Origin of the sequence: Cellvibrio sp. KY-GH-1 (assembly GCF_008806975.1) — a bacterium.
In the GTDB taxonomy this organism is placed as follows: domain Bacteria; phylum Pseudomonadota; class Gammaproteobacteria; order Pseudomonadales; family Cellvibrionaceae; genus Cellvibrio.
The window spans coordinates 5,235,117-5,256,095 of record NZ_CP031728.1 but is presented as its reverse complement, the minus strand read 5'-3'; the positions used below and the strand labels follow the sequence as shown (position 1 = coordinate 5,256,095).

General features: G+C 44.4%; 12 protein-coding genes. 3 read left to right on the top strand and 9 right to left on the bottom strand.

The window, feature by feature from the left end; genetic code table 11:
- Positions 1–2: 2 nt before the first annotated feature.
- Complete coding sequence (locus D0C16_RS22080; protein ID WP_151034333.1) at positions 3–401, bottom strand: hypothetical protein; 399 nt, start codon at positions 399–401, stop codon at positions 3–5.
- Between the two features lie 36 nt (positions 402–437).
- On the opposite strand from D0C16_RS22080, the gene D0C16_RS22075 reads away from it, so the two are divergent.
- A protein-coding gene (locus D0C16_RS22075) for an IS3 family transposase (protein WP_225318661.1) occupies positions 438–1,597 on the top strand; the annotation gives its coding sequence in 2 pieces (ribosomal slippage) (positions 438–693 and positions 693–1,597; 1,161 coding nt in all).
- Here the strand turns inward: D0C16_RS22075 and D0C16_RS22070 are convergent.
- From D0C16_RS22070 to D0C16_RS22060, 3 genes are all read right to left on the bottom strand, one after another.
- Positions 1,594–5,733, bottom strand: coding sequence for a DUF637 domain-containing protein (locus D0C16_RS22070; protein WP_151034332.1), 4,140 nt, complete (start codon positions 5,731–5,733; stop codon positions 1,594–1,596). The two genes, D0C16_RS22075 and D0C16_RS22070, sit on opposite strands and share 4 nt — an antisense overlap.
- Positions 5,734–5,750: 17 nt before the next feature.
- Positions 5,751–11,567 (bottom strand): Ig-like domain-containing protein, encoded by a 5,817-nt coding sequence (locus tag D0C16_RS22065; protein ID WP_191968594.1) that lies wholly within the window; start codon positions 11,565–11,567, stop codon positions 5,751–5,753.
- Between the two features lie 203 nt (positions 11,568–11,770).
- Entirely contained in the window at positions 11,771–12,748 is a 978-nt protein-coding gene (locus D0C16_RS22060) for a hypothetical protein (RefSeq protein ID WP_151034330.1), read from the bottom strand.
- A 346-nt stretch (positions 12,749–13,094) separates the two neighbouring features.
- Here D0C16_RS22060 and D0C16_RS22055 point away from each other — a divergent pair, with 346 nt between their 5' ends.
- A complete protein-coding gene (locus D0C16_RS22055) occupies positions 13,095–14,303 on the top strand; it encodes an IS256 family transposase (protein ID WP_151034329.1) in 1,209 nt (402 codons plus the stop codon).
- Positions 14,304–14,386: 83 nt separating this feature from the next.
- On the opposite strand, the gene miaE is transcribed toward D0C16_RS22055, so the two are convergent.
- The 4 genes from miaE to D0C16_RS22035 all read right to left on the bottom strand — a co-directional run bounded on the left by miaE (position 14,387) and on the right by D0C16_RS22035 (position 18,138).
- Complete coding sequence (gene miaE, locus D0C16_RS22050; RefSeq protein ID WP_225318814.1) at positions 14,387–14,638, bottom strand: tRNA isopentenyl-2-thiomethyl-A-37 hydroxylase MiaE; 252 nt, start codon at positions 14,636–14,638, stop codon at positions 14,387–14,389.
- 129 nt (positions 14,639–14,767) lie between these two features.
- Positions 14,768–15,736 carry an alpha-E domain-containing protein gene (locus D0C16_RS22045; RefSeq protein WP_151034328.1) on the bottom strand — a complete coding sequence of 323 codons (969 nt, stop codon included), beginning with the start codon at positions 15,734–15,736 and terminating at the stop codon, positions 14,768–14,770.
- Positions 15,737–15,739: 3 nt separating this feature from the next.
- Positions 15,740–17,185 carry a circularly permuted type 2 ATP-grasp protein gene (locus D0C16_RS22040; RefSeq protein WP_151035068.1) on the bottom strand — a complete coding sequence of 482 codons (1,446 nt, stop codon included), beginning with the start codon at positions 17,183–17,185 and terminating at the stop codon, positions 15,740–15,742.
- Positions 17,186–17,523: 338 nt separating this feature from the next.
- Positions 17,524–18,138 carry a 2OG-Fe(II) oxygenase gene (locus tag D0C16_RS22035; RefSeq protein WP_151034327.1) on the bottom strand — a complete coding sequence of 205 codons (615 nt, stop codon included), beginning with the start codon at positions 18,136–18,138 and terminating at the stop codon, positions 17,524–17,526.
- A 156-nt stretch (positions 18,139–18,294) separates the two neighbouring features.
- Here D0C16_RS22035 and hemN point away from each other — a divergent pair, with 156 nt between their 5' ends.
- The gene (gene hemN, locus D0C16_RS22030; RefSeq protein WP_151034326.1) at positions 18,295–19,695 is read left to right on the top strand and encodes an oxygen-independent coproporphyrinogen III oxidase; all 1,401 of its coding nucleotides are present in this window, start codon (positions 18,295–18,297) and stop codon (positions 19,693–19,695) included.
- 25 nt (positions 19,696–19,720) lie between these two features.
- Here the strand turns inward: hemN and D0C16_RS22025 are convergent, their stop codons facing one another.
- Positions 19,721–20,641, bottom strand: coding sequence for an ROK family protein (locus D0C16_RS22025; protein WP_151034325.1), 921 nt, complete (start codon positions 20,639–20,641; stop codon positions 19,721–19,723).
- Between the last annotated feature and the right edge of the window lie 338 nt (positions 20,642–20,979).

Below are 20,979 nucleotides of genomic sequence, written 5' to 3'. Positions count from 1 at the left end.
AACTAAAAAGGAATTTCAGTAGGTTTTACATTACTTGGGACCTTAAAAAGCGCTTCAGTTACACCATTTATTGTTTTAATGCCTGGAACCCAAAGCTGGTTTGCTCCATACGATGGATTGTCTGGAATTTCATTTCCAGTAGGAATTCTTAAGCTCGAAACATCACTTCTATTAAACTTAAGTATCACCATTTTTTCCGGATCAATAGTAGTAACAAATCCAAGTCGTTTAGAAATAATCGCATAGTCACCGTTAGCTTCTGTTTTTATCCTTTGCCATTCTGAATATGGCATAGCAAAACCTTCATCACCAAAGTAATATTTTCCTTCTTGAGCAAAAGAGCGAGATGCAATACGAACAACACCAGTATCAAATTGATCCCCTCCGCGAATATCGGACACCTTAGAAACTGAGTAAACTTACTCCAGAGGTGATCCATGAGCAAGAAACCAACCCCAAAAGAGAATAAGAAGTATACAGCCGAGTTCAAAAGTGAGGCCATTAAACTGGCCGAACGATTGAGCGTAGCGGAAGCCGCCGAAAAACTGGGCATATATGCCAGTCAAATTTACAGTTGGCGTAGCGCACTCAACAATAGCCGTACTGATGTTGAAAGAGAATCGCTCCTCGCCGCTGAAAATGCACGCCTCAAGCGTCAGCTCGCCGAGCAAGCAGAGGAGCTTGAAATCCTAAAAAAGGCGGCTACCTACTTCGCGAAGCATCAAAAATAAAACGCTACGAATTTATGCTGACAAATAGCGCGCTATATTCAATCGCGATGATGGCGCGCGTTCTGTTGGTTTCGCGAAGTGGGTATTACAGCTGGCTTGATAATCGTGAAATGGTTAGTTGGCGCATGCAGCAAAGAGAAGCGATTGATGCGTTGGTAAAGGCAGCATTTGAGGCTGGAAAAGGCCGGTATGGCGCGGATCGGATTTTTTATGATTTGGCGGAGCAAGATAATCCGCTCGACATAAAAACCATTCGGAAAAGCCTGAAACGGCAGGGGTTAATTGCAAAAGCGGCCAAGCTGTTCAAGGTGACTACGGACAGCAATCATACACTACCTGTTGCGCCCAACCTGTTGGCTAGAGATTTTTCTGCGCAACAACCTAATGAAAAATGGGTGACCGATATTACTTATATTCAAACTACAGAAGGTTGGTTGTATCTGGCCGTGATGATTGATTTATATTCTCGAAAAGTTGTTGGTTGGTCGATGAGCAAACATATTGATGCGCAATTGGTTTGTGATTCATTGATGATGGCGTTGTGGCGACGAAAATTCCCAAAAAGCGTTATTGTTCACAGTGACCGTGGCAGCCAATATGTATCGCATGCGTTTAGGGATTTACTGGAAAAATATTCGCTAATACAGAGTATGAGTCGCAAGGGTGATTGCTGGGACAATGCGTGTGCGGAAAGCTTCTTTCATTCACTTAAGGTTGAGCTGGTTCACGGCGAGCCATTGCTAGATGGAAAGCACACGCGCGAGTCTATTTTTGAATATATCGAAGTGGATTACAATCGCTACCGCCGTCACAGCGCTATTGGCTTTGTTAGCCCCGAGCGCTTTGAGGCAAAAAATGTATGTTAGTTAACTGTCCGAAGTTGGCGGTAGGGATCAAATTGACTAAGTTGCGATGCGATATAATTGGCAGGCAAATACTCTTCTGGCAATGGTCGCTGACCTTTAGGCTTGGATAACACCTCGTTGTACAGCCGTTCAACAGTCCACCCATTTTTTAATGGAATATCATATTCAGAAATAAACTCCTGAAGCTTTGTTTTTGAAGTAAATATGTGTGAAGGAATAATATCATCCACACCATAAAATTCACCATCCACCCTCCCTCCATTGGCTTTAATGTTTTCATCCAATTCATCTGCAAAATCCCCAAAATCAACATGAGATCCATTTTTAGCAACCGCTCGCCCAACAGATTTAATTACTGCTCCAACACCAATAGCTAACGAAACCACCGTTAACCCAGCAGCTGCTCGAATTTTTCCAGCCTCAATATAATTCCCATTTTGCTCTTCAACTTCCGCTTTTTTGATTTCTTCCTTATAACTATTTATTATGTTTTCTGGAACATCGTCCAGACTACTGAGCACATTTTGCAGTTGACCGAAGGCCTCCATAAAGTTAACGGCACCGTCGTGATATACGGGATCACCAGTCACATAGAAAAGGATCATTTCTGTCGCAGCCACAGGTGTTCCAGCAACAAAATCAGCAGTGCTAGCAAGATCACCACCAGTGTCCACCAAAAACTTATTAACCCCCAAAGCCATACCAACTACGTACTTGATTGCCCTTCTATCCTCAGCAGGAGCAAGTTCAATGAGTCTATTTAATGTTTTTACAAATTCATTATCGTTGGGGTCAAACCCAGCAGCGGCCATTAAGCCTAACAGCTTTTCAGACTCAACATGGACTCTAGGATCATATAACCCACTATTTTTAGCTCGCAACAGTGAGTCCTGTAAACTACTAATTTGATCATTAGTGCCATCCCGATACGGCGCAGCAAATAACTTAATCCGACCCGAAGGAAAGGAATCCATTACAGATCTCAATACATCAACTAACTTTAGGGAGTCGCCATTTAATTTCACATACTTAATCAATGCATCAAGAGCCTCTACAACTGACAACCCACGCAGAAACTCAAACTTACCTGTTGCTATAAATTTTTTGATTATCACATCGATTTTCGATTCATCCCCCATAACCAACTGGAGTTCGGCCACCATTTTTGAAACATCTTCCAGCTTCATAAAATGATCAATTGCAGCAACCGCCTCCATTGCCGCATCAAAATTATAAAATGCTGAGTACCGTGAAGCACGTTCGCCTGCATCTGCTGCAACATTCACATCAGCACCAGCAACAAACGCAGTAAGAGCGGCTGATAGTTTAGCTAGATCAACCCCTATTAGCTTCATGTTGAAAATTTCTTCATGAGTAAACTTAGGGCGTTGGGCTACTAATTGCCCATATGCCATGGGATCTAAATTATAAAAATCTGTTGTATTTGCTATTCCCTTTTCGAGCAGGTACTTCTCAATAAGAGCTTGCTGCTCACGTTGCTTACTCTCACTATACAGTTCACCTACATATTCACCGATTACAGCGCCACCAGCCCCCGAATAACAAACAGAGCTATTCGACGAGCTAGAACTTGCAGATGAGGAAGCTAATCCGATTATGCAACCGGTACCCGCTAATGCGATATATTTCATCGCTTCATTAATCTGAGGATTTTGTCCACTAGCGAAGCCACCAATTTTTTCGGTCATCACATCGCCAATTGTATTTACCGCCTGCAGTGCCAAGCTTTGTTTGAATGCATCTTTATATGCATCAGAGTTTCCGCCATTAATAGTTACTGAAACTGCAGAATTAATTGTTGCACCAACAACAGCGTTGTATGCTTGATTCCCAAATGATGCAAAGTTGTATTCAGTACCTGGCGGAACATCAAACAACTCTAACTTTCCAACACCTGTATAATTCATCGCACCCGCTGTAGCCATAGATATAGCCAGCGACCGGAGGTTTTCATCACTATCAAAGCTGCTTATGGTTTCTCGCAAATTATTTCCAGCCGCTAAACTTTGTGCAGCTTGAGTAGCAAGGGTTAACATAGCAGCTTGAGCAATTGCCCCTGAAAGAGAAATCGTTGTAGTTACAGTCGTAACCCCTGCAAGAGAGGTAGCAGTTACCGTTGCACCTCCGATACCACCGGCACCAATCAAACCAGCTCCAGCTGGTCCCATAGCAATGCATACAGCAATAGCAATAATTGCCATTGCTGCCGGGCTCAGAGTAGATTTTGATTTTCGAATTTCCTTATGTACTTCTTCTATTTGCTTCCAACTGACCTTAGGCCCATCACAATTGGTTGCATTAGCAGGATCAGTCGCACTTATTGCCCCTAAAGTAATACCCTCATCTTCTTTTTCTACCCAGCATTTATTGTATAACTTCGCCATCCAAGCCATTTCTGGCATCTTGGCATATTCATCTAATTGCTGACGCAGTGAGGCATCTTCTTTTCCTGTGTACTCAACATTGATTCCATATTTAGCTTGAACCTCCAACCCACCAATAATCGCATTCTGGATATTGTTTTCGTGGATCACATCTTCTGTGCGAGTCTTGATTGTCCATGAGCCTTTCTTCACTGTTTGCAGATGGAACTCTTCCAGTTCTTTTGTCATTAACAAATGAACTTTTCCATTTTTAGCATTGACCTGAGCACCCTCGGTACTGGTAATTTCTGTTGCCCTGAGAGTTACATCGCCAAAATCGGAATCCAGTAATACACCTTTACCGGCTTTTAAAATTGCACGAACTGCTTCAGTGCGAAACTCCGACGAAGTGCCCGTGGTTTTCCCTTTGCGGTCTTCTTTTTGGATAGTAGTTTGTTCAAGCTCATCGAGAATATGAATGCCGTTTTTGGCCAGCAGCTCAATCCCACCACGCGTACTAATCAATTCGGATGCAGTGATATTAATTACGCCACCGGCAATTAAACTCAGCGTGTCTTCTGCTACGAGGCGGGACATTAATAAATCTGTAGTGGATTTATTGATTTCCCAGTGGCCACTTTGGGATTGACCGGAGCTACCAGTTTGTACGGGTAGTATGTTGATATCGTTCTCAGCACTGAGAGTTAGCGTTCCCTCAGTAGAAACAGCAGATGCCCCTTCAAAGGTAATTCCATCTGCAGCAACAACTTCTATGCTGGAACCAGTAATTTGGGCTACACGACCAATTTTGGTTCCTTCACCATTTTTATCTTTGTAGGGAACAACGAGGGTTTTGTTGTAAAAATTATCTGCAACGATTTTTAAATTGCCCGTTGCACTAAATACACCTCCCAGGTTGGCAATGGTTCCCGAGCTTGACAGCGTAATATTACCCAGCGCCTGAATATTGCCACCATTATTGATAATCCCATTCACACCAGTAATGGTGTTGTTGCCGCCGGTCAATAAAACATCTTCACTTAATGTAAGGCCAGCAAATTTAGTGTCACCGAATAAATTGATGTCATGACCATCAACTTTACTTTCCATAGTTGCTTGCGAAAGGTGCACCACTGGAACCCACACATTCACATCACCCGTACTAGTAGTAATAGTACGTACTTCAGGCCAAATCATATCGGTAGCAACAGACGCATTAGCTGCCAATAGCGTACCCATTGGTATCCTATTGTCCTTTGGACCGCCGTAACCTATTCCCGCCGCATACAGTTTATTAATTTGCTCAGCCTCAGCGGCGTACACTGTTAACGGCGCAATGGATTTTGGTATCAAGAAGCGCCCAAGCAACGCCTTGATCTGGCTGCGAATCAAACGGGTTTGTACAAAAGTGTCACCCACCATTTTAATAACTGGCGAATCACTTATCTGGTTGTAGTCACGGTAAAAATCCAGCAGGTTTGTGGTGGGTTGAGGTTCTTGATAGATGTAATACGCGCCTTTGTAGGCATCATCTGCCGCTGTGTTTTCTACCCGACTAAACAACCCACTTTCCAATTGCAGTTGCAATTGGCGATTGAACTCTGCCTGTGTACCCCAAGCAGTAGCAGCAAGCGCAACAGTGGGAACGCAAATTTGCAGCAACATTACCGCCACCATAAATGCGGCAGTAATGCGTTGTTTCAGCGAAATATAGGATTTAAATTTTTTACGTTTCATTTTATTCAGTATCATTTTGTGATCCTCCGTGATTATTGTGCAACCCTGGATTTCCAGCTGTTGTAGCGGGAAATCATGGAGTTTAGTTCGTAAGGCAGGTTGCTCACTCTGGCGGCAACCAACTCAGATACTGCTTTCTTTAGCGCGTAACTATTACCAGGACAGCTTACAGGTGCTTTAGATATGAAATAGGCTCGGGTAACAACAGACAGACCATCCGGCGATAAATTCACATCGACTTTTTCCTCGCAATAATCTGGCACTTGGTGCAAATATTTACGAGCTCGCTGCTCAGCCATGTAATCATTAATGACTTGCTCACGAATATTTTTAAGCACTTCGTGGTTGCTAGCATTAAAGAAAACCCCTGGTGCATCCAGTCGACCAGCAACAGCAAACAAGGTGTTATCCAGAACAGGGTCGAAATATTGCCCCTCAGGCTTATTTTCCCGGTTATAACTGCCGTACTCACAAATCACCTCCGGTTCATAGTCATAACCATTCCAGTAGGATGTTTCAACACATTCATCCAACACAGTACGCGTGGTGCTAGTTGTCTCATAAGCCAACTTGTCGAGCTTGACCCCAAGAGTGGTGATTTTTCCAATACCAAAAAGGTTGACTGTGCTGTAAATATCCACAAATCCAGCGTTATTTAATAAGCCTGCATTTGGGTTATTGGTATCGGTACCAAATTGCATATGCACTGGTGCGAAGGAATAAATAAGCCCTGGAGGAGAGTAGAAACCATAGCGCGCTTTAACTCCCTTAATACTTGATGTTGTGGTCGTGGTTGCACCTGAGTTTTGCTCTTCCACTTGTTTGGTTTCATCCACAGACTCCAAAACGGTATACGAATAGTAACGTTCGTTGCGCACCTGCGGCGATTGGATAATTAATGAGGGCAACAAAGAAAACTCGCTGACACCCAAGTTCGCCGAACTATTCAGCACATACTTCGGTGCAACCAATATAAGTTTCTTGAGCGCTTGAATTTGAACATCATCCGCATGCGCTTGCGCATCGCGCGAAACACGGGCATGAACTTCTTCATCCGAACCTAATTTGATTGGCTCCATATAGGGGTTTATGTTTTCAATCGAGGTATTGGCCTCGAGCTTTATTTCCATACCCTGAATAACTGCTGCAGGAGCCAGGTAAGGCTTGACATCAGATACCGGTAATACAGTCAAAGTACTAATCGTCTGCGTATCATGCCCTACAGGAAGGATGGGTTCTTGTTCCCTGGCAGGATCATCAAATGCGTAAAGAGAACCGTTGCGGATACGTCCTGTTTGAGCGGCAACAGTTATTAATTTTGCTTTAATAAACCCACCAAAACGGTTTAACACATCCGTTTTTGATGTTATTGCAAGAGTTCCACTTACTTTGGGAGTACCCCACGAGTTTTCGCTGATTATTTCTTGCTCTGTAACATCAATATTGCCGCGGTTTTCAACCAAGTTAGCACCCAGTTGAATTGAGGGTTCATCCGTGTTTAATCCAATCAACTTAAATTTTCGGCTCGCCCTAAGATTACCCAGACTTTTGAAATCACCTACTGCGTTGATTGCAAGTGTGTGACCGCTAATGCTGGCTTGTGCCGACGAGAGATTAATATTTCCCTGACTAATCAACTCAGCTTTTCCGTCTGTAATCACAGCAGAATTAAGCACAATAGAATTCTTTGACACCTCATCAGCCGCCAAGGATTTAATCATTATTAATTCAGGCTGCGCATAGACTTTGCCCTGGTATTTAGTGATGGCTTTAAAATCCGATGCCGTACTCAAATTACCACTAAGATTTATAGGTGCAGCAGCAATGAGGTTAATCGCCCCTGAGCTAATATTTGCATCTACCTTAAGTTCAGCCGCACCAGTACGAATTTGATTCACCTTTAATGTCGTGTAATCAACATCCATACGGCCGTGCAGCAGGCTAACACCACCTGAAGCAACTACTTTGCTAACCCCCGGAATAATTGCATCACCAAAATTTTTACCGTTAACATCGGTGGTGTATTGCTGCGTGTTGATAATACCGCTGGTGTGAACAACTTCAGCTAAAAACTCTACCGATACCACATCACTTGCACGTAAGTGATCGACGAAAACCTCACCACCCACCTGCGAGGTTAGCGCATCTATGTTGCTGGTAGCTGCTGTTAAAGGTGTCGAAGGTATAGCCACGGCAAACGTCACACGTCCTGCATTTTTAAATGCACATTTGGAACATGTGATACGTTTGGAAGCAGCAGAATTAATCAAAAGAATATCGGCGGGCTCACCTATAATTTCGATACTGCTATTTAGGGCAATGTCTGCAGCATCAACAATTATCAGCTTAGCGGCTTGCAAACCATTCGTATAAGCATCACTAGTGTTAAGAATTTTCAATGGACGATTGACGGTAAACTTCGTCAATTTGTTGTAACTGATTTTTGATGGATTTGGCGTTTTAGCTACCAACATATCCGCATGATTTAACGGAGTCCATTTCAAACCCTGCAATAGAGCATCACCCAAATCAGAAACACCGTGCACATCATCAAAGTCAGGTAATATTGCTGGAGTAGCTTGAATCACTTTAGGTGTTGATTTAATGACATTTCCCCATTTATCGCTCACCTCGGCACTAACGGTGTAACTACCAGGCAGGACGGGAACCCAACTTCCCTGACTTTCCGGACTTATACTAGTAGGGCTAATCAACTGCCCATCTATATAAAAACTCACTGACTTAAATTGTTGATCTGGATCGGTAATCCTGGCCTTTATTTGCACTAAAGAACCTGCCTCAACCCGAGCACCATTTACGAAATCAAGTTCAACTTTTGGCTTCAAAGCAACCGCTTTGATTTTTGCCAACAAGTCACCACTAACATCGCCTGCGCGTAATTCCAGAAACCCAGACAGCTCATAATCAATATCAATTACTGCGTATCCTTTTCCGGAATTACCTGAACAAAATACACTTTCCCCACCATAAATACAGGTATTGGGTAGGTCTGATTGCCAAGTTAACTCTACGCTGCACCGCGTATTAGTTTTCCGTTTACACTCTCCCACCTCTAGACTCTTTAAACCTACAATTGAAGTAAGCCTAATATTAGCTTTAACATCTTGGGGCGATGTTTGGATCATCCTAACCGATACCGGCTCCATACCAACAGCAATTTGATACTCACCTTTCCAACTTCCAACAACCAAATCAGTAGGCTTACATACTTGTTGAATCACCTCTGATGAAACTTCATTTACAAGTTGAATACATAACGAGTTGCTTCTTAAATCATTTGTCGACCAGCCTACAGTTAACGAACAACTTGAAGCATCGTTATTTCTGTAACAAAAAGTCTTTGATGGCTTAAGCAAATATTCATAGGGGGTCTCCTTAACTGCCCTTAATGTCACCTGATCCAAAAGATATTCATTAGCACTAACTGGTGTTTCGTAACTATCACGCCATGTCAATTTGAACTCAGACGGACTTTCACTAATCGCGGGCAAATCCAATACAAAAAGATCTGAGACAGGCCGACTAAAGTAATTGACCCACACTCCATTTACTTTACGCCACAAGGTGGCATAACCATTTTTAGGTGCGCGCTGAAAAATACCCTGCACACGAATAGTACAAGTTTGTGTCCCGGCTTGAAGTACACAGACATCACTTCCGGAAACCCCATTTACAGGAGCTCCGCTTTGATCTGTAGAATAAGGAAAGGATATTTTGCCCCATGGCAGGGTAATAACATTGACTGCTTGCGTGACGATAGCCTTATTAACGCCCCCTTGCGGCCCTCGCAACTCAAGCTTGTAAACTCCTTGCGAAAGAGGCAAATCCAACGTACCAGTGTTACCACAGGAAAGAAGCTTATCGTTTGAATAAATACACACTGGATCAATAGAGTTTACCGCCCAGGCTACATGTAAATCACATTTCTCTTTAGGATAAGAAATATTACAAACTGAAGCGGATACATCTAACACTCCATTGAGTGCTTTTACAGTTACAGACTCTAACTCTTGCGAAGACAGATAGTCCGCACCAACACGCATAGCGATTTTTGAATCACTCGCGCTTGATAGCTGCACTTGCATTGAACCAGAAATCGAACACGATAGTAGTTTACTATCTAGATAAATGCATGCACCTGCAGGAGCTGCACTCCAATTTACGACTGTAGCACATGATCCATCCTGCCCAGCTAGACAGGACTTGGCGGCGAGCTTCCGACTGCTCGTTAGCTTAGGACTTAAACGCAGATCAGCAAAAATGTTTGTTGAAATATTTCCCACTCTGAGCTGCAAATTCATAGGACGATCTGTAACAACCGCCATCTGGCTGCCTGATGTGCACCCGAGCAATATATTTCCGTTCATTAAACACTGTTCTGTGCCCTCACCCCCGACACTTGCCTTATTCCAGCGAACATCATAATGACACTTGTCACCCAACGAATCCCTTTCACAGAGCTGAGCTGTTAACGCAGGTGTACTTTGTTGGCCAGATTTCCACAACACATAACTCGATAGAAGTTCGCCTTGTAAATCATTGGCTCCAACTCGCAGTTCAAATAAATGACCGGTGCTTAAGGAGGCATAGACCGTCAAATCAGTTGCACCTTGGTATACGACCTTCCAGCTTTTCCACACACCATCTACAAGACGCCATAAAGTCGCCGCTTCAGAATATTTGCCGGCAATTGTTGATGGCTGGTATCTTATTGACACAGACTTTGCACAAGGATCCACCCCCTCACATGGCCCCATAACTGAGGGGACGATCTCACCAAAGGCAAGCAATTGCTTTTTAACAACCAAACTCGAAAGAGTTCCTGTTCCTAAGGTCGGAGTATTCCAAATCTGCAATTCTTTACTGGAGTTATCAACAGGAACTTCGATGAAACCTTCTTTTCCACATGCCAAAACCGCATTAGGTAACAACATTAAACATGCGGACTGGTAATTTTTAATCCGCCAATAAACCTTCGCATAACAAACCTCATCAATGAGACAAGGAAGTGATTCCATTTTAAATTCTTCAACAATTTGCAGCAATGGATGAGATGACGCACTATTAGGTAAAGTCCCTACATAAAACTCGTAAAGGTTATTAGCCCCATCCAAATCAGTATCCAGCGCCGCATCATTTGCATTTAACGGATTTAATCCAGAATTAATTTCGTACTTATCAGGTAATCCGTCCGCGTCCGTATCAGCACTTTTAGGATTGGTGTTCGCTTCATATTCTGCAAGATTTGTTAACCCATCTGCATCGAGATCCAACAGTGCATCATTCGAGGTTTGATTTAGCTGATGCAGCATCTCCCAATAATCAGGAACTCCATCACCGTCGGAGTCAGGCTGTACTACTACAACAATCACTGTTTGCGAAGCACTACCCCATTGCCCGGTTGCGGTTAACTTATAGGTAGTGGTTTGGGCGGGCGTTACCGTTACCGAAGTGGCATTTGCAGCAATAACAACGCCGTTATCCATGCTGTAGCTGGTAGCATCAGTTGCAGACCAGGAAAGCGTGGCTGTTTGACCGCGATTGATTGATAAGGAATTTGAATTGAAAGCAGTAATTTTTGGCAAGGGCGGAGTGCCGTTAACCGTTAGCGTGGCATTACGGATAATTACACCTTTACTACTGTAGCAACGAACACTCGTTGTTTTCGTATATCCCTCAATAACAGGATTTCCTTTTCCACTACCATTCGTATCGAGAGGCAATAAGGTACCGTCAAGCAATTCACAGCGACTAATGTTCGCAGTCGACCAATAGAGTCGAGAATTTTTACCGACATCAACAACCGCAGGTGAATAATACACGTTCATAATAGGCTGCAAATTGGGGGCGAGAACTGCCGCATCCACCCCTGCACATGCAATTACTAATAATCCCATGACTTGTCGAAGCAATAACGCGACAACTCTACTACCCTTTGTATGCTTGGCCACTTTGATCATCCATTTACATTAAATACGCATAAAAAAGCCAGCAATTTACGCTGGCCTCATACTGATGCAAGTTTGAAAAGCTATTGAACTCGCTCTACCTTAATCCCATCAACAACATAGAATGCAGTAGGATCAACAGCGATAGTTACGTTATGGCTTCCAACCGTGAACGTCTTACTAGCACCTAACTTCACCCAAATACCGGAACTGATATTTTGATCCAGATTTGCGGAGGTGGCTGGTTGACCATCAAATGCGTAAGAAATATTACTAACGGTATTTTTATTGGCGACCCAGTGAGCGTAAACCTCATAGGCTCCCGCCGTGGTAATTTCAAAACCCCAATTCGTACTAACAGGGTTAGCCGGCGCACTACCACCACTGTTAACAACGACACCATTTATCCAGGAAGACTGATTGGAATCAGAATTACCGATCAAATAAAAATCATCATAATTCAACACACAACGAACTGTTCGGTAAGACGGATACGAAGTAAATTCACCGGTGTAATCGTTTCTATTATCAAGAACGTTCTGGGCCATGATAACTCTATTAATAAATATTTTTTGCCCGGAGTTATAAGCATAAAGTGCTTTACTTATTGCCTGCTCAACTTTTGTCGGATTGTGGTAAACAGCGGCATCATTCCAACTAGCGCTTCGTTGATGAAACCCCATCAGAGTCACTTTATCTGTAGAGAAAAAAACATCTCCCGCCATATAGATTGCACCTGTATCAGGATTTACCCGGCAAGCAATAGGTTGATCCAACGTTAGCGTCACAATTGTTGAAGGCTTTGCACCTCCATAAGGAGTGGCAAAGCTCAACTGCAAATTGCCATAACCAATTTTTGGCCCATATGCGCCATCGGGCGAATTACTCGCATCAAGATAAATCAGATCAGAAGACGTGTTGTTCCATTGATAATAATTAACATCAATAACTTTCACCGGCTTATTAATTTTTTTAAAAGCCAGCTTCATTTGAGCAGAGGCCACCTGGGATGCGGAAGCTAAAAGAACACCTAAAAATACAGCGCAACCATAACGAATCATATTTATATTCCATGTGTAAGTTTTAACGATAAAAATATGCGGAACAAGCGAACTAATGAATAGTTGCACTTGAAATACCAATGACAACAGAAGAGAGACTAAAGACAAATTTTTGGTTACAAGATTTATTTTTTGTAAAAACCGGGGGAAAGAGATAGGTATTATCTGGAATTAAAGCTCCATATGACATGCAATCCCTAAACATAAACGATTAACTGCACGCCAGAATACAATACTGTAATTAGCAAAGCAACTTCTCAGAACCCATATATAAAATTGATATAGAGACTGTAAATAAATCTGTGTAACTGTTTATCATTAACCTCATATAGGCAGGATAAACAGTATGAACAAAAAAGACCTTGAAGCCTTTGCGCGCGAAGCAGCAAAGCACATGAAGACTGAGAAAGACCTGAGCGACTTCAGTCAAATGCTCACCAAAATCACCGTTGAGGCAGCTCTCAACGGTGAACTTGATGCTCATCTTGGCTACGAGAAACACCAAAAATCAGGTGCTGCCAATAGCCGTAACGGCTACACCACTAAAACCCTGAAAACGGAAGACGGTGAGATGGAGCTCAAAACGCCGCGTGATCGCGAAGGCAGCTTTGAGCCGCAGTTGGTGAAGAAACACCAAACCCGCTTTACGTCGATGGATGACAAAATACTAAGCCTCTACGCCAAGGGCATGACCACCCGCGAAATCGTAGCCACTTTCAAGGACATGTATGGTGCAGACGTCTCTGCTACTCATATTTCCAAAGTGACAGATGCTGTTATTGAGCAGGTCGTCGAATGGCAATCGCGCCCGCTGGATTCGGTTTATCCTATTGTTTATCTCGACTGCATCGTGGTAAAGATTCGCCAGGATAAGCAGGTTATCAACAAATCCATTTACCTTGCATTGGGCGTTACCATGGAGGGCCAGAAAGAATTATTAGGCATGTGGCTCTCGGAAAATGAAGGCTCAAAATTTTGGCTGGGCGTGCTGACGGAGCTACAGAATCGCGGTGTTCGAGACATTTTGATCGCATGCGTTGACGGGCTAAAAGGGTTTCCGGAGGCGATTAACGCGGCCTTTCCCGAAACGCAGATTCAACTGTGCATCGTACACATGGTACGCAACTCAGTGAAATACGTGCCGTGGAGGGACTACAAAGCCGTTACGGCAGACCTGAAGCGAATTTACCAATCCATCACTGAAGAAGAGGCACTGCTGGCGCTCGCGCAGCTCGGTGCGCGCTGGGATGAAAAGTACCCGCAAATTAGTCGCTGCTGGCATACCCATTGGCAAAATATACGCACCTTGTTTGCTTACCCCGAAGACATTCGTCGCGCAATTTACACCACCAACGCGATTGAATCGCTGAATAGCGTAATCCGTCAGGCAATCAAAAAGCGCAAATTATTTCCAACGGATGAATCAGCCAAGAAAGTGATTTTCCTGGCGATCCAAGATGCCTCCAAAAAATGGACTATGCCCATTCGCAATTGGAGAGCAGCGCTCAATCATTTTATGATTGTGTTTGATGAGCGATTGATGGATTATCGTTGAGCTGGCAGTTACACAGAATTTTTTAAAGGCTCTTGATATATCGATTGTAGCGCCATGAAAAAAAGCATTTATCGCCTTAACAGCTAACAAGCATCCTTTTTGTAAATTACAATTAATTCAATCCCCCCCGAATGAAACCGAAATTGCTCATCGCCTCCTTCAATCAAGGCTTTCTTCAACACCAAAAACTCCCGCACTCGCGCAGAAATATCGGCGACTTCGGCGGCACGTTTGGCGAGGGTTAAATAATCTTCGTAGTGACGGGCTTCAGACTTCAATAGACGCAGATTATTTATATTGAATGACATTACTTGCAATAAAACATCCAGCTCCATAGGAGGTGGTTTTGGGATGAGAATAAAAAAGGCCCGAACAACGGGCCAGGTCTCAGAGAGACAACACGCAAGATGGTAGTGCTGGATATTGTGTAGTTCACGTCCAGCACATTAAAACAAGCAGATCAATCAGGCGGTCTTTTGTTCCTGTGCCATCACCACGGGCAGGAACCAAGTTTCTGCAATTCTGAAATGCACATTGCCGATTTCCAATTGCAACTCATCAATGTATTCATGTAATCCACTTTGCAATAACTGATCCAGATTTGCTTCATCGAGTTTGTGTTGGATATTTACGATAGCAGCCAACACATTCTCGCTGTTCGGCAAGGCCCATAAACACTGCTCTAACTGCTTTAAGCAGTGAGCCACAGCGCGGGGAAAATCTTCATTTTGCAACAAAAACGAAACCACCGCATTGGCATTAACACGGTCACGAATGTGCTGGCGATACATTTGATATGCACTTAAAGAGCGCAGCACGCTCATCCAGAGGATATTGTCGTACGGTTCAAGCACTTCGGTGCCGCCGATGGATAAATGCGGCAATAAATTTACCAGCCCCACATCCACAATGCGCGTACTCATATCCGCACGCTCGATGTTGCGACCAATGCGAATTAAATCGTACGCATTGTTGTGGCTCATACAACCCGCCAACAAACCGGTAAATTGCTGCACACTGCTAATAACGTGTAATAAAATAATATTGCGATCACGGCGCGATGTAACTCTGTCTGCACGATCGCGAATGTAGTGATACAAATCGTTAATTAATTCCCAAGCCTCCATAGGCATGATTTCGCGAGTGATACGCGAATTCTCACGCGCAAAACTGAGTGAGTTAATTAACGATGCAGGATTGTCTTTGTCTGCCAGAATAAAATGCACGACGGTTTTCTCGTCGGCACTCAGCGTATCTTTTTTGAAGTAGCTGCCAGTACCGCTAATATCAATTAACGAACCCCAGCCAACACGCACTCCACTGGGCAAATCCAATAACAAGTTGGAATTCACATTCACCAGACGTGCGGTATTTTCGCAGCGCTCCATGTAGCGCCCTAACCAATAAATTCGCTCAGCAACACGGGACAACATAATTTAGTCCTCCACCACAATCCAGGTATCTTTACTACCGCCACCTTGCGACGAGTTCACAACATAAGAACCTTTGCGCATAGCAACGCGCGTCAAGCCGCCGGGCGTTACGCAATGATCCTTACCTTGTAGTACAAAGGGACGCAAATCGATATGGCGCGGCTCGGCATTGCCATTGGTGAGAATGGGCGCAGTGGACAATGAAATTAACGGTTGTGCCATGTAATTGCGCGGATTGGCTTTAATACGCAACGCAAACTCTTCCAATTCTTTTTTGCTCGCTTGCGGGCCGATAATCATGCCGTAGCCGCCGGATTCATTCGCAGGTTTCACAACCAACTTGTCCAAATTGGCGAGTACGTAATCGCATTGCTTTTTATCGACACACAAATAGCTGGGTACATTAGGCAGAATGGGCTCTTCACCCAAATAATATTTAATCATGTCAGGCACAAAGGTGTAGATCACCTTATCATCCGCTACGCCGGCACCCGGGGCATTCGCCAGTGCTACATTGCCCTTTAACCAGGCGCGCATTAAACCGCGCACACCCAACACAGAATCCGGGTTAAACATTTCCGGATCCAAAAATAAGTCATCAATTCGGCGATAAATAACATCTACACGCTTTAAGCCGTCGATACTGCGCATATAAACGCAATCATCGGTGTCTACCACCAAATCATTTCCTTCCACCAGTTCCACACCCATTTGTTGCGCAAGATAGGAATGTTCGAAATAGGCGGAGTTATAAATACCAGGCGTGAGCACCACAATTTCCGGACGATCGGATTTGCGGGGCGACAGCGACGCAAGCGTGTCGAACAATTGGTTGGGATAATCCGTAACCGGAACAATGTTGTGATTTTCAAATAACTCTGGAAATACGCGTTTGGTCACTTTGCGGTTTTCCAACATGTAAGATACGCCGGAGGGAACACGTAAGTTATCTTCCAGTACAAAAAATTCACCCTTGTCATCGCGAATTAAATCGCTCCCACAGATGTGTGACCAAACACCGTAAGCGGGCTTCATGCCCATACACTCTTTGCGGAAATTCACCGAATCCTCAAATAAATAGGAAGGCACGACTTTATCTTTGATAATTTTTTGATCGTTGTAGATGTCGTTAATAAATAAATTCAGGGCAGTTAAACGCTGGATTAATCCGCGCTCGGTTTTTTGCCATTCACGCTGCGGAATAATGCGTGGAATAATATCGAAGGGCCACTCGCGATCGATGTTGCCAGCATCGCTATACACCGTGAACGATATACCCATGGTTTTAATGGCGAGTTCAGCGGAGAGTTTACGTTCCTGCAGTTCTTCGCCAGAAAGTGACGAGAGGTATTGAGCAAGGTGTTTGGTTTCAGGGCGGGGTTTACCGGGAGCACTAATTAATTCGTCGTAGAAATGGCCGGAGTCATAACCCTGCCAATCTATCTTCATTTCACTCATGGTGAGTTCCTTAAGCATGCGCGGCCTCGTTTTGCGGTTCTCTGAGTATTTTTTAGTTCTTTTTTTGTTTGTATATAGTTGTGGTTGTTGCCCGCCAAACACGCATCCCTGGTTTCCATTTCTTCCATCCCGGAAGAGTTTTAGCGGGCTACATGCAGTCACTTGCAAAAGCATTGCCAACTAACAACATCCATTGCTCTACCTGACAAAGCCAGAGCGCCTATACCCGTTTCAAGCAGGCTGTTTGACCGCATTTATAAATAACCAAAGGATTCATTTCCTAAAAATAATCAGACATTAGGCTAATGACCCTTCAATCTTCAAAATTGTTAGGGGCTGATACGAAACCATCCCGCGATACTCTGGCGCGGGTTTCTCGCTGGCAGGACTTCATGCGGGAAGTCCTCGCTAAGAAACAACACCAGCCTGCCGCATTCTGGTGCAACACGAACCAACTCCTGTTCTCCTGCTTCATCATAGAGCACTAATTCACCACCTGCCGCCAAGTCCCAAGCCGGGTTCAAATAAAAGACACTGGAGACTTTGCGCCCAGGCTGACCGCGGAAGGCATCGCGGTGCTTTTTATAGAAGGCGCCCGGCGCATAGCTGGCAAAATGCGCTTCATAGTCGGCAAGACCGAGAAACAAGCGCTCGTTCAAAGCCCGCCGCAGTTTATCCATCGCAGATAAAAATTCTGTGACAGCACCATCGCCCGGCTCCAACCATTGAATCGCGTCGCCACGCACCGAATCATTGACTTGATAATCCCCCTCGCGACCTATACCCGCACGTGTAAGCAGGCCTTCGCGGGCGGCAATCAGGTCAACCAGGCCATCCGTTATTTCCGGAGGAAAAACACCATCGAGAATAATGAATCCGGGGCCCACCAGGGCATCGGCAATTTCATCATAATTATCTTGTAGCAAAGGGCGGGAACGAGACATAAGAACTCAAACCAGAAAAAACAACGGCAAGCGACGCCAATTAACACGCCGCATTAAGAGGTTTACGGCGAAGAGCCATTATAGGCTTGATCCACATCAATTCGGGAATAGACGTAAGTTTTACCATGGCATCAAGCAGACTACCGGTGAGCCGCCATGTCCATTTTTACGCAGCCCATTGAATGGGATCAATCAATTATCCAACGCTATGACCTGGCAGGGCCGCGCTATACCTCCTACCCAACGGCACCACAATTTCAGGAAAGTTTTAGCCAGTCCGCACTCTTTAGGGCGATCGTCCGCAGCAACCTTGCACATCGTCCGCTTTCTTTATACTTCCACATACCATTTTGTGAAAGCCTTTGTTACTACTGCGGATGCAACAAAATTGTTACCAACAACAAAAGCCGTTCCCTACCCTACATTCACCGCATGATCCAAGAGCTTGCGCTCTATGCAGAAATGTTTGAACCTGGTAAGGAAGTTCAACAACTTCATTGGGGTGGTGGAACACCAACATTTATCAGCGATGAAGAAATGTCGCTCCTCATGAATGCCAGCAGGCGCTTGTTCAAATTTGCGGATGATGAAACCGGCGAGTTCTCAATTGAAATACACCCTGGCACCGTAAGTACAAGCACCATGGCGCATCTACGCCAGCTGGGATTCAATCGCGTGAGCATGGGCGTGCAAGATTTTGACGAAAATGTGCAGCGCGCCGTAAATCGTTTTAACTCTGTTGCACAGGTTGCGGACATGGTGCATGCCTTGCGCAAACAAGATTATCAATCTATTAGCATGGATTTAATCTATGGTTTGCCGCTGCAAAATCAACAGTCATTGCAACAAACGCTACAGCAAGTGATTGAATTGGAACCTGATCGATTATCCCTGTTTAACTATGCACACATGCCGCATTTATTTAAAAGCCAAAAATTAATTCGTGCCGAAGAACTTCCTGGCGCCGGTGAAAAACTGGAGATGCTGCATCACGCCATTGAAACGCTGCAGCGTGCCGGTTATGTGTATATCGGTATGGATCATTTTGCCAAACCGGGGGATGAACTGGTTAACGCTCAACAAAGCGGAAAATTACAGCGAAATTTTCAAGGCTATTCGACTCACAGTAACTGTGACTTGCTGGCGCTGGGAGTTTCTTCCATCAGTATGATCGACAATGTCTACGTACAAAACGAAAAAGATTTAAACAGCTATCAACAGAAAATGGATATGGGACTTTTACCCATTGCTAAAGGTTTTACCTTGAATCAAGAGGATTTATTGCGCCGCTTCGTCATCAACCGGTTGATTTGCTATTGCGAATTATCCTTCCATGAACTCACGCGCCTATTTGATATCACCGCGCAACAACACTTCCGTTCCGAATTGGCACAATTACAACCAATGGCTGAAGATGGGCTCATACAAATCGACGACAATGGGATAAAAGTATTAAACAAGGGCCGCTTGCTCATTCGCCGTATCTGCATGGTGTTTGATGAGTATTTACAACAAACGGATAACAACAAAACTATTCGTTACTCAAAAATTATTTGATTGAAAATGCGCAAACCAAAATTCATCAGGCTAAGCGGCGCTGCAATTCCTGCAACGCGAGATCTGAAATACCTAAAATTGCGGCAGTGCCATTAAGGGGCGTTCTAACAATATAGTCTTTCAGGTTGTTCAGTACTGCATTGGGGGCGTAACCGTTGACGTAGGCGGAAAAGTACTCCCGCACCAGAGGTAGTAGCTGTGGCTGCTCCATGACGCCGCCACCAAAAATAATTTTCTCCGGTGCAAGTATTTGCGTGAGGTTAACGCACATGAGTGCCAGATACTGCGCTTGCAATAACCACGCGGGGTGATCCGCCGGTAAATATTTTCCAGCAACACCCCAGCGCGACTCAATGGCCTTACCCGATGCCAACCCCTCCAAACAGCCCAGATGATAAGGGCAGCAACCCGCGTAATTATCGGATACCTGGTCGCGCGGCATCAGCATATGCCCGACTTCCGGATGACGAATGCCATGCACCAGCGCATTATTAACGACAATACCAGCGCCTATACCCGTACCAACGGTGACATACACAAAATCATTCAGAAATTGTCCAGCACCCGCTACTTTTTCGCCCCAGGCTGCACCGTTAACATCTGTTTCAAACACTATTGGTACCTGAAATTCACGCGCGAAAAAACCGCAAATATCCACATTGGACCAATGGGGTTTGGGCGTGTTGGTAATGTAGCCATACAACTCAGACTCAATGAATAAATCTACTGGCCCAAAGCTGGCGATTCCCATCGCAATAATTTCACCATGGTGCGCACGCGCCGCGTGCTTAAAAAAATCGCGCACCGCTGGCAAGGTTTCCTCGGGGTGGGTCGTTGGGAATGCGCCCTGCACCACCAAGTTGAAATGTAAATCCACCAGCGCACAATTAAATTTTGTACCGCCCGCTTCAACGGCCGCGATGTAACGAGCTTTCTGAACACTCATAATATGCCACTGCTATAAATAAAAAAGCCGGGGATTACTCCCCGGCAACATGGTTTGCTTACAAGGTATAACGCAAACCGACAGACATGGAGCGACCACTGACAGGGCGACCACGAGAAAAACTTCTTGCGCAACGTTCATAAATGGGAAGTCTTGCAATCGCTACCTCCGAGCCGTTAGAAAAAATCCGTTGCACTTACTCTGACCTATGGCGAGGCATTTCTAATGCTAGTAGCGAATCGACTCTGTTATTGATCACCTGCCATTAATTAAATCACTGTGATTTAATATTATCAAGAAAAGCCTTTGATCTTTTTTTTATTGTTTTTAGCTTCTTT

Coding starts and splice junctions, on each gene's coding strand:
- D0C16_RS22070 (WP_151034332.1), bottom strand. CDS start 5,733: ATGATACTGAATAAAATGAAACGTAAAAAATTTAAATCCTATATTTCG.
- D0C16_RS22065 (WP_191968594.1), bottom strand. CDS start 11,567: ATGAACGTGTATTATTCACCTGCGGTTGTTGATGTCGGTAAAAATTCT.
- D0C16_RS22060 (WP_151034330.1), bottom strand. CDS start 12,748: ATGATTCGTTATGGTTGCGCTGTATTTTTAGGTGTTCTTTTAGCTTCC.
- D0C16_RS22055 (WP_151034329.1), top strand. CDS start 13,095: ATGAACAAAAAAGACCTTGAAGCCTTTGCGCGCGAAGCAGCAAAGCAC.
- miaE (WP_225318814.1), bottom strand. CDS start 14,638: ATGGAGCTGGATGTTTTATTGCAAGTAATGTCATTCAATATAAATAAT.
- D0C16_RS22045 (WP_151034328.1), bottom strand. CDS start 15,736: ATGTTGTCCCGTGTTGCTGAGCGAATTTATTGGTTAGGGCGCTACATG.
- D0C16_RS22040 (WP_151035068.1), bottom strand. CDS start 17,185: ATGAAGATAGATTGGCAGGGTTATGACTCCGGCCATTTCTACGACGAA.
- D0C16_RS22035 (WP_151034327.1), bottom strand. CDS start 18,138: ATGTCTCGTTCCCGCCCTTTGCTACAAGATAATTATGATGAAATTGCC.
- hemN (WP_151034326.1), top strand. CDS start 18,295: ATGTCCATTTTTACGCAGCCCATTGAATGGGATCAATCAATTATCCAA.
- D0C16_RS22025 (WP_151034325.1), bottom strand. CDS start 20,641: ATGAGTGTTCAGAAAGCTCGTTACATCGCGGCCGTTGAAGCGGGCGGT.